This is a genomic window from Gordonia liuliyuniae (genome assembly GCF_021738805.1).
Classification (GTDB): domain Bacteria; phylum Actinomycetota; class Actinomycetes; order Mycobacteriales; family Mycobacteriaceae; genus Gordonia; species Gordonia liuliyuniae.
The window spans coordinates 155,991-165,273 of record NZ_JAKKOR010000014.1 but is presented as its reverse complement, the minus strand read 5'-3'; the positions used below and the strand labels follow the sequence as shown (position 1 = coordinate 165,273).

Below are 9,283 nucleotides of genomic sequence, written 5' to 3'. Positions count from 1 at the left end.
GGCCATTCGAATACTGCGACGACCTCACGCCGGTCCAAGCAGAGCAAGCGCACTACGCTCACCACCAGGCCCCAGCCACCGCTGGAGCCTCAAACTAAAAAGTCTCCGGACTTGCCGGGGCGATTCACAGCTTTACAGCGGCTTATGTGCCGAATCAGGTCGGGCGTACCGCGAGATGGTGTTCTGGATGTTCTACCGACGCCGCAACCAACACTCACGAGTCGACTACGACAAGATTTCCGGCCCAGTCCTGGTGGTCGCTGGGTCAGAGGACAAATGCTGCGTGCCCAGGATGGTTAAAGCAACCGCAAAGCGATACGGAAACCGCAGTGACTATGTAGAGGTCGCAGGCGCGGACCACATGATGATCACCGGACCATTCATGCAGAAAACCCTGGACATACTCGACGAATGGACCCAAGCAAAGGGAATCCACAACTCAGCTGGTCCCGCTGCGCAGTTAGGCGACATCTAACCAGAGTTATCAGAATACTGATAGTGACTGTTCACGGTTGCAGTTCCCAGCTCTTACCGCATCGAGTAGCGCTAGTGCCGATGAGCTTGTAGTAGGACTCCGCCAAGGCGCACGCCCGTGATGCTTGGGTGGGACTCTCGTTCCTAGGCACAAGGGGGCCTGATATCCCGATCTTCTCGGGTACCACAGGGGGCAAGGTTGAAGTGTCACTCACGAAAGGAACCTCATGCCTTACCCTACTGACCGGCCCGCCGTCTGGTTTGTCACCGGTGCCTCCCGCGGTCTCGGCCTGGCCCTAGTAGCCCATCTGCTGAGCACCGGCGCTCAGGTCGCAGCTACGACACGCTCCACCGAGCGGTTGCAGGCAGCTCTTGCGGAGGTCGATACCACGAATCTGCTAGCCCTTGAGGTCTCACTCACCGACGAGGCCGAGGTCAACACGGCATTCAAGCAGGCAAACGACAGATTCGGCCGAGTCGACGTCGTGGTGAACAACGCCGGATACGGATACCTCGGAGCCGTCGAGGAAACCAGCAGCACCGCTGTCACCGACATGTTAAACGTGCAAATCGGCGGCACCTGGAACGTGATTCGCGCCGCCTTGCCACCGATGCGTGCTGCTCACAGCGGACACATTATCAACGTGTCCTCGATCTTAGGCATACTCTCCTTCCCCGGGTGGGGGCTGTACTGTGCCGCAAAGTTTGCGCTGGAGGGACTCTCCGAGTCTCTCGCCGCCGAGGTTGCTGACTATGGAATTGAAGTCTCAATCGTCGAGCCCGGATACTTCAGAACCGACTTCCTCACTGACGACTCGCTCGCTGTGGCAGCTGACATTTCTGACGCATATCCAGGGATTCGTCAGATCGTTACCGAACATCAGGAAATGTCCGGTTCCCAGCTCGGAGACCCTGCCCAAGCAGCGGCGGCGTTGGTGTCCATCGCATGCCGGACCGGCGGACCGCTCCGCCAGCAACTCGGCTCGGATTTATCGAACATGGCAGAAGAGAAGGTCGATTCCCTCAAGGCTGAAATTCTCGCGGGCCGCGACCTCGCACACAGCACCGACTACGTGCGCTGAACGTAGCTGGTGGGGCGGAAACGAGCCTCTATGTCGTCTCCGCCCCACCGCCTGATCCACCCCGTCGGCAGTCGCGCAATCATTAAGGGAGGATGTTCGCATGAGCGATCCGCATCGTGAGCTCGGCGAGTTCCTGCGCCGTGCCCGCGCTCACCGCGACCCACACTAGTCAGGGCTGATACCCGATGGGCGAGTTCGACGTGTCCCGGGGCTTCGTCGGGAAGAAGTCGCTTTGCTCGCCGGTGTCTCCACCGACTACTACACTCGACTGGAACAAGGACGGCACATTACGCCGTCCAACCAAGTTGTGGACGCGTTGATCCGCGCTCTGGGTCTCGACTCAGCAGGCCAGGCCTACCTGCGTGCTCTCGTCAGCACGGTAGGGACAGGCCCAGTTCGTTCCCGTACCGCCGTGCAACGCGTACGACCAGCCTTGCGGCAGACGCTGGACTCTCTCGACAACCCCGCGATAGTCCTCGGTCGCCGCACAGACGTACTTGCATCGAACACGCTAGCCAAGGCACTGTTCGCTGACTTTGACGCAATGCCCCCGAGGCACCGCAACTATGCCCGCTGGATACTCCTCGACGCGCAGGCTCACACCTTGTTCCTCGACTGGGAACAGCAAGCACGAAACGCAGTCGAATCGCTCCGCCTAGATGCGGCCGCCACGACCGGAGAGCCCGGAGTGCAGCAGCTTATCGGGGAGTTGTCCCTCGCAAGCCCCGAATTCCGACTGTGGTGGTCCGAGCACCGCGTCCACCAACGCACCCACGGAACCAAACGTTTGCAGCACCCCATCGTAGGCCCCCTAGATGTCCACTTTGAGACACTGAACCTACCTGGCGACAACCAACAGTCGCTCTACCTCTACAGCGCAGAACCTGGATCCCCCTCCGAGAACGCACTCAAGCTACTCGGCAGTTGGACGCAACCAATTCCCCACGGCGGGAATACTTCGTAGGTATCGAATCACACTTACCTGATCCGGTCGCGCCGACACACAGCCCGTGGGGCCCCATCCCGCCGTGGGCGCTCTCTTTGAGGTCGAGGTCGATGGGCGTCCCGTCGACCGTGTAGCCGATCGGGACGCGTAGACGTTGCGCACCGTGTCGGCCACGCCAGGCCAGGGACGGGTCGAAACCGCCCGCATCGGGGACGCCGAGGAGCCCGGGCAGACCGGGGTCGGCGGCGGTGATCGGGGTGTCGAGGTCGGCGAGCGCACCGAACGACGCGGGCCGATACCGTGCCAGCCGCCGCGCGATGGCCTCGGCGTTCGCGAGCCCGCACGCGTCGGCGGTCGCGAACTCCTCAACTCCTGCAGCAGTTCTCGCCGACAGTCGATCCCCGTCGACGCTCAACGACAGTCCGCGGCGGGCAGCCAGCGAGTCGGCGATCTCGCCGAGTTCGAGGACGGTGACGCCGTCGAGGCCCGAACCGAGCATCAACTCCTCCTCGCCGGTCAACGCCTCGTCGCCGACGATCACCAGAAGATGCCGTAACCCCGGCGACGGGTCGGTCCGCGAGAAGCGGCCACGGTCGGCGAGGTGGTCGGCCAGATCGTCTTCGAGTGCGGCGAGCGATCGGTAGATCATCCGTGTCGGACCGAGCCCGTCCACCCGCTCGGGGTGCCCGACGTGCGGCAACCACTTGATCCAGTCCCAGTGCGGGGCGATCGGGTCGGCGACGGCGGCGGCGACGCCGAGATGGTCGGGACCGTGTTGAACGGCGAGCCGGCAGACCACCGACCGCATGAGAGCGTGGACGTCGTCGTGCGGTCCGGACAGGCTGACCGCGGGGAACCCACGCAGGGCAAGCGCCGTCGCCAGGCCGGGCACCGCCGACCTGGCCTGCACGAATCTGCGCAGCGCCACCGCCGACACGGGTTCGACGTTCTCCACGGGCGCGGTCTCCGGCGGCGTCAGGTCGCCTGCGAGCCGATGCGCGCCGAGCCCGATCCGGACGTCGCCGAAGTCATCGTCGGACGGCCGCCGCTCCCACATGCGGGCCGTCCCGATCAGTGACGCGAGCGACCGCGGGTCGGGATGATCGCGTTCGGTGTCCGCACGTTGGACGGCGGCCGCCTCGTCCGCAGTGTCGCGCAATGTCGCCAGATGCCGGAGATAGTCCTTGCGGTCCTCGTTGACTTCGGCGGCCCGGGCGGGGCCGCCGCGCCCGCCGGAGGCCACCATCCCGACCATCGACATCACCATCATCAGCGGAAACATGAGGAACAGCGGGTTCGCGAACGCCGACCGACCGCCGGTCACGGCCATCATGGCGATCATTCCAACCAACGCTGTACAAGGGCCATTGTTTAGGTCCGCGTCGTCGTAATCGGTCGGCCAACCGCAATGCTCCTCGGGAAACGTCGGAGGCAATGCCCCACCGAGGCGGTGCGGAAGTCGCTCCACGATCCAACACCCAGGGCGAGACAGGTTCCGAGAACGGACTTGGCTCACCGGCAGGCGGCCCGGGTTCGGACGCATCAATCGAGCCGAAGCACGGGTAGGATTGGTGCATGGCAGCAGATACAAATCACACACCCGACCCGGGAGAACCTGGCGACTCAATTTTCAGGTCCGCAGTGGGCTATGTCGGTGCGGGATTGACGTGGTGCCTTGTCGGAATAATAAACGCGATAAACTTTGTCTATAGCATTCCGTTTAAGATTGTTGGGTTTCTACTCGGATCGGGTTACGACCTGTACAGGAAGACATCCGGAAAGGGGCCTACGGAGCAAGACGAAGGAGAGAACCCTAGTCGCCACGATCGCGACGACTAGGGTTCACGCTAGGCCCGCTCTATCGTGCAGAGCTTGAACGATCCATCTTCTTGACGCTCGCCTGATGCCCGAACCACTGGCCATGGCATCGTCGGATCCAGGCGGGTGGCGTATACCAGTCGACCATACGAAGTAGACACACCTCCATACTCAGACACGAGACTGACGTCGCTAATTTCTACGACTCCTCCAGCCCAGGCCCCGGGAACTTCCGGCCCCACGGAAGCACCCTCAATCGACAACGGGTCGAATTTCCCGGCCTCCACCATCAACAGAAGCTGTCCACACGTCCTCTGTTTCAGGTATCCAGTGTCTTTTCGACCTATGGCGGCAACAATATCTGCAGTCTGGGATGCGACCGTCCCACTGGAGTCGTCCCGCTCGGAGTTGGACTCGCTCGTTGAGGTCCGCGCCCCAATGAGATACCCGACCAGAACGAGAACCAACGCCACTACGATAGCGGCCAGTGCGGCAGAAACCGCCCGGGCACGCCATCGAAATCGTCGACTTCCCGCGTCAACTTCCGGCTGATCATCAGTCATCACGACACCCCATTTTCTGCAAAGCCTACGTCAGGTTGACTACGAATCACAGTTGTCGAACCTCCACTCTCCGTCGGATCTAGACCATCGCCTACCAGCCTCCAGGCTCTTCCACGCTCCTTTGGCTTGCGCGAATGATATTGAAACGTAGCCGGTCTCTGACCCATCCAGACGGACGCTGATTCGCGGCGCCGACTTCGGAGCAGAGGAATCTCCGACCAGAGACTCTAGCTGAGACTTGTAGTCCGAGTAACCAATTGCCTTCTTGCATTTCGTCGAACGAAGACGATACAGAGTGTCAACATCGTCACTGGTTAGCGCCTCAGCCCACTTCTGTGCAACCTGTTCAAGCGTCGGAGTAGACCTATCCTCTACGTCCTCCGCGGCTCCGGAACAACCACTTATCAGGATCGTTACAGCTACAACGATCGACGGGAGTCCGTATTTCCCAAGATCCTTCGATTTCATATGATTGTCCATTCTATCGATGTCTACCGTCACATGATGCAGTCCGGATAGGGAGTACACGAGGAGGGAGGATTCGGCCCCTGCGGCGGCGTCGTTGTAGGCGGCGGTGGCGGAGGCGGCGGCGTCGTTGTCTCCGGAGGGGGCTGCGGCGTGGTAGTGGGTGGCGGAGGCGGCGGCGTCGTTGTCTCCGGAGCGGGCGGCGGCGTCGTTGTCTCCGGAGCGGGCGGCGGCGTCGTGGTGGCAGGCGGCGAAGTAGGGGGAGACGTCGCGCCCCCACCGTCGTTACCGCCACCACCTGAGCCCGACCCTGAGCCTGACCCATTGCCCGATCCCGACCCAGATCCCGGTCCAGCCCCTGTTCCGGGGCCGTCACCGTTCCCGCTGAAAGAGATCTTGCTTATCTGTTCAACCAACTTGCCGCAATTCACCATCACCGATTTGATGCCAAGCAGTTCCGCGACAAAGTCGGCGGCATTCGGAAAATCTTTCAACCATTGGACAAACGGCTTGACCGTCAGCCTTTCGGTCTTCGGCTGCGTGATCATCTTCTCGACGATGCCAATCAGCTTTTGAAGCGCCGGCTTCAACTTTGGAAACTGCTCTGCAGCCCTACCCAACTTAATGATGAAACTAGGAGCTTTAGCCGCTGGCAGGATTAACATTGTGATACTCCAGGCACACATGATGGTGTATCTCGGTATCTGAATTAGCGGCTCCTGCCATTTATTCCACAGGCAGGACGGAGTCCAGCAGCTAACCATTGTCACTCCGGGGCCCGATGCCATACGAGCTACAAACGGGTCTATCTCCGGCGTTGATTGAGCAGGAGAATCTGTTTCGTCGTCCTCGTTTGGCTTCGACACGGGGCTTCGACCAGGAACAACTGGGGTACGATTCTGTGATCGGTCGCTATTCCCGACCGTCGGTCCCCCGGTCGGATGTTCGATTTCACGTCGATCCGTAGGCGCATTCATGTTTGGCCCCGAACCGTCACCACTGTCGGAGTCTGGTGCCGACGTCGTTGGCGCCACCGTTTCTTCTGGCGCCTCCTCCGACATCGTTGGCGGCAACGTCGGGGGAGCCTGGTTGCTTCCTCCACAGCGATAGGGCGCAGGGGGCTTTTTCCCGATCGCCGCCCAGGCACTGTTATACGCGGCCGTCTCGCGTTTACATCGTTCGGCCGGTGTCTCCGCCGAAGCTGGCGAAGGCGCAAACGAGACGGCGAGAACGAGAACGACGATCATTGCGGTTATGCCCACCAAAGCACCCGCAAAAGCGTCACGCCGTTCTAGCCATTTGAAATGAAAGATTGTTCTCATCAGGTGACCCCACTCAGATGCGGCTGGTGGGGCCGTGGTCGTAGTACACGTACACACCAGTGTCAGTCGTGACGCTGATCTTGGCGAACGGCCGGACGCTGATCGGTCCGAGAGCGTTCGAGACGTTCAGTTCGACGCCGGACAGGACGATGTCGGCGACGGGCTGGGTCAGTGCGATGTCGGCGAGTGTGACGGTGGTGATCTTGCCTGCTCCGACCTCGAACTCGAGGTCCGCTGCCGGGATCACGGTTGCTTCGGCACCGAGCTCAGCGCCGATCTCGCCGATCTTGCCGCCTCCGCCGCTACCGGAGATGGTCACCTCCGGAGCGATCTTCGCGTTGACTCCGCCGGTCAGTTTGAGTTCGGGCGTGTGCGCAGTGACCTTCACCCCGTTCGGTGCGACCGAGACCGGGTAGCCGATCTTGTAACCGACTTCGACAGTCGCGCGAACCGTCTTGCCATCGATCCCCTTAAGCCCTGCGTGCACATCCGAGGACAACAACGCTTCGCCGGAGAACGGCGAGGAGTCCAGTGCCGGGATCTTCTTGGCTTTGAGTTTCGATGCGGTCAGCGTGATGTCCACACCCTCGCGCGTGTGGTGAGTGCGGGCCTCGGCTGGCCCGGCAAGCAAACTTGCTGCCAATGTGAAGGCAGCAACGCCTACGAGTAGCAGCGATATGGTCATGCGTCGAAACATCGACGATCCCCCTCGATGAGTGCAGAACCCTTGCAGCCCTGCGTAACAACCCCCTCCGGCTCGACGACAAACGTCTACACCCGGCGTGGCAGGAGCGTGTGTGCTCCTACGCGTCATTTCATCCTGGGAACACCCGCCCAACAAACGTCCAGCAAACATTTGTAGCGAAGTGCCTGGTCAGAGGTATAAAGATTTTGTCCGGTCCGGACAAAATCTTGTCCGGACCGGACAAGATCGGAGCGACAGACAGCACTCGAGACGACGAAACCGCCCCGCCACCAACCTCGTAAGCCAGCGCGTAGGACGCGATCTTCCCTACTTCAGGAATCCTCAATGATTCTTCGGGCGATGCTCCAGAGCTCATCCTGGCTGACCGAACCCTGCGTGTAGCCGACCTGAATGAAGGCCCGGTCCGCGACGAGCGACCAAACTTGCGGTTCGTCATCCTTCTGGGAGGTATACGCGAATTCGCCAAACTCATCCCGGTCACCCGCCGGCACGCGGACGACCGTGAACATCGGCGGACGATAGATCTCGTCCTCATTGTCGAAATCATCGGCGGTGACCGGACTCGTCTTGCGGACGGCCTTCAACCAAGCCGCCTGGCCTGCCAGTTCGCCGCTCCCGAACATAGTGGCGCACACGAGCGTCCCGCGATCCATATCCGCGGGGTCACACTGGCGTAGTTGTGAAGAAAGGTGCGCAAGTCCGGCCGGGATGATCGCCCGCACCTGATCGAGGGTCCAGGGAGTGCGCGAACTCGGTGAAGTCGAGGCCATGGATGTTCGGTCCTTAGATCCGTGCGATTCGTTCGGCGCTTTCGAGCAGAGACGACGAAAGCGCACCGCTACTCTATTCGGGTGGCGGTGCGAGTTCGTAGACGGGCACGCCGTCATGCAGTCGCCCGGCATGCCTGTAGACGACCATCTCGAGGCCGGGCACTTCGGCACCACGGCGGTGGATGACGGGCATGAGGATGTCGTCGGCGACTGACGCGACCTCCCACGGTTTGCCGTCGTGGAAGCCGCCCGCGAGTTCGACGTCGATCATGCGGTGAACGGTTACGTAGTCGCTCTGGCTGTACGCGTTCTACCCGCGGCGGTCGATGGCGAGTATGGGAATGCCGCGATCAGTCTGTTCTGGATCTCTTCGAGGTCAGGGATGCCTCGATACGTGCGCTCGAGTCTCCGGATCTCCGCGACGTCCGTGACGCTGTCTGGCGAGATCATGGTCGCGGCGCCGTCGAATGCCGAGTAGTAGTCATCGAACTTGTAACTGCCGCCACCGAGCTTCCGCTTGAACGTGACCCACGCGTTCGGAATGCCGTAGGAGTCGGCGACGATCAGCCCGTGGAGGCTGCTCGAGAACACGAACTCACATGACGTGATGTCTGCGGTCACCGCGTCCGGGTCACGTAGCGGATCGATGAGGGTAACGGCGTGCCGCCCGGCGTCCCGCACTGCCGAATCGTTCTTGTTGACGTAGTGGTAGACGAGTCCGATCTTGCCGGGGATCGTGGTCGAGCGCGGGTAGGCCCGGCTGGCGAGTAAGCCGGGATCACCGAGCGCTACGTCCCGGTCTGCTCGGATCCTGTCTCGGGTCAGTTTCCCTCGGACTGCGTAGCAGTCGAAGTCCGGGAAGCTGAGGTCTTTCCGCGCCTGGCGGTCTGCCATGAACCCTGATCCCCACACTTTGAGTCCGGGTTTGGCGCGCCCTATCTGCGCCATTTCCACGATGGAGCCTGAACCTATAAGGTCAGCGCGCCGTGCTGGCGTGCGAATGCATGTGCGGTTGAACAGGCGCTGCGCGAGTTGCGTGGTGAGTTCGTCGCCAAAGTTCGGGAGGGTAGCGGTCAGTCCTGGTTTTCTCCACCAGAACGTTTTGATGCCGTCGACACCAGAAGTCATTCAGTGATC

Annotated in this window: 8 protein-coding genes; 3 read left to right on the top strand and 5 right to left on the bottom strand. The window is 61.4% G+C overall.

The features are described 5' to 3' along the window. Nucleotides 1-701 precede the first annotated feature (701 nt). Both L5G33_RS19175 and L5G33_RS19170 read left to right on the top strand, forming a co-directional pair. Complete coding sequence (locus L5G33_RS19175; RefSeq protein ID WP_236999776.1) at nucleotides 702-1,556, top strand: SDR family NAD(P)-dependent oxidoreductase; 855 nt, start codon at nucleotides 702-704, stop codon at nucleotides 1,554-1,556. Nucleotides 1,557-1,731: 175 nt separating this feature from the next. After that, nucleotides 1,732-2,520, top strand: coding sequence for a helix-turn-helix transcriptional regulator (locus tag L5G33_RS19170; protein ID WP_308191601.1), 789 nt, complete (start codon nucleotides 1,732-1,734; stop codon nucleotides 2,518-2,520). Here L5G33_RS19170 and L5G33_RS19165 read toward each other — a convergent pair. Beyond that, the gene (locus L5G33_RS19165) at nucleotides 2,465-3,844 is read right to left on the bottom strand and encodes a hypothetical protein (RefSeq protein WP_236999775.1); all 1,380 of its coding nucleotides are present in this window, start codon (nucleotides 3,842-3,844) and stop codon (nucleotides 2,465-2,467) included. The genes L5G33_RS19170 and L5G33_RS19165 overlap by 56 nt on opposite strands. A 1,828-nt stretch (nucleotides 3,845-5,672) precedes the next feature. On the opposite strand from L5G33_RS19165, the gene L5G33_RS19160 reads away from it, so the two are divergent. Next, on the top strand, nucleotides 5,673-5,924 hold the full coding sequence (locus tag L5G33_RS19160) for a hypothetical protein (protein WP_236999774.1): 252 nt from the start codon (nucleotides 5,673-5,675) through the stop codon (nucleotides 5,922-5,924). Between the two features lie 759 nt (nucleotides 5,925-6,683). Here the strand turns inward: L5G33_RS19160 and L5G33_RS19155 are convergent. The 4 genes from L5G33_RS19155 to L5G33_RS19140 form a co-directional block, all read right to left on the bottom strand. Then, nucleotides 6,684-7,355 (bottom strand): MspA family porin, encoded by a 672-nt coding sequence (locus tag L5G33_RS19155; RefSeq protein WP_236999773.1) that lies wholly within the window; start codon nucleotides 7,353-7,355, stop codon nucleotides 6,684-6,686. Between the two features lie 332 nt (nucleotides 7,356-7,687). Beyond that, nucleotides 7,688-8,146: a hypothetical protein gene (locus tag L5G33_RS19150; RefSeq protein WP_236999772.1), complete on the bottom strand. Its 459-nt coding sequence runs from the start codon at nucleotides 8,144-8,146 to the stop codon at nucleotides 7,688-7,690. A 73-nt stretch (nucleotides 8,147-8,219) separates the two neighbouring features. After that, entirely contained in the window at nucleotides 8,220-8,417 is a 198-nt protein-coding gene (locus tag L5G33_RS19145; RefSeq protein ID WP_236999771.1) for a hypothetical protein, read from the bottom strand. Between the two features lie 11 nt (nucleotides 8,418-8,428). Then, nucleotides 8,429-9,274 (bottom strand): polysaccharide pyruvyl transferase family protein, encoded by an 846-nt coding sequence (locus tag L5G33_RS19140; protein ID WP_372476939.1) that lies wholly within the window; start codon nucleotides 9,272-9,274, stop codon nucleotides 8,429-8,431. Nucleotides 9,275-9,283 lie beyond the last annotated feature (9 nt).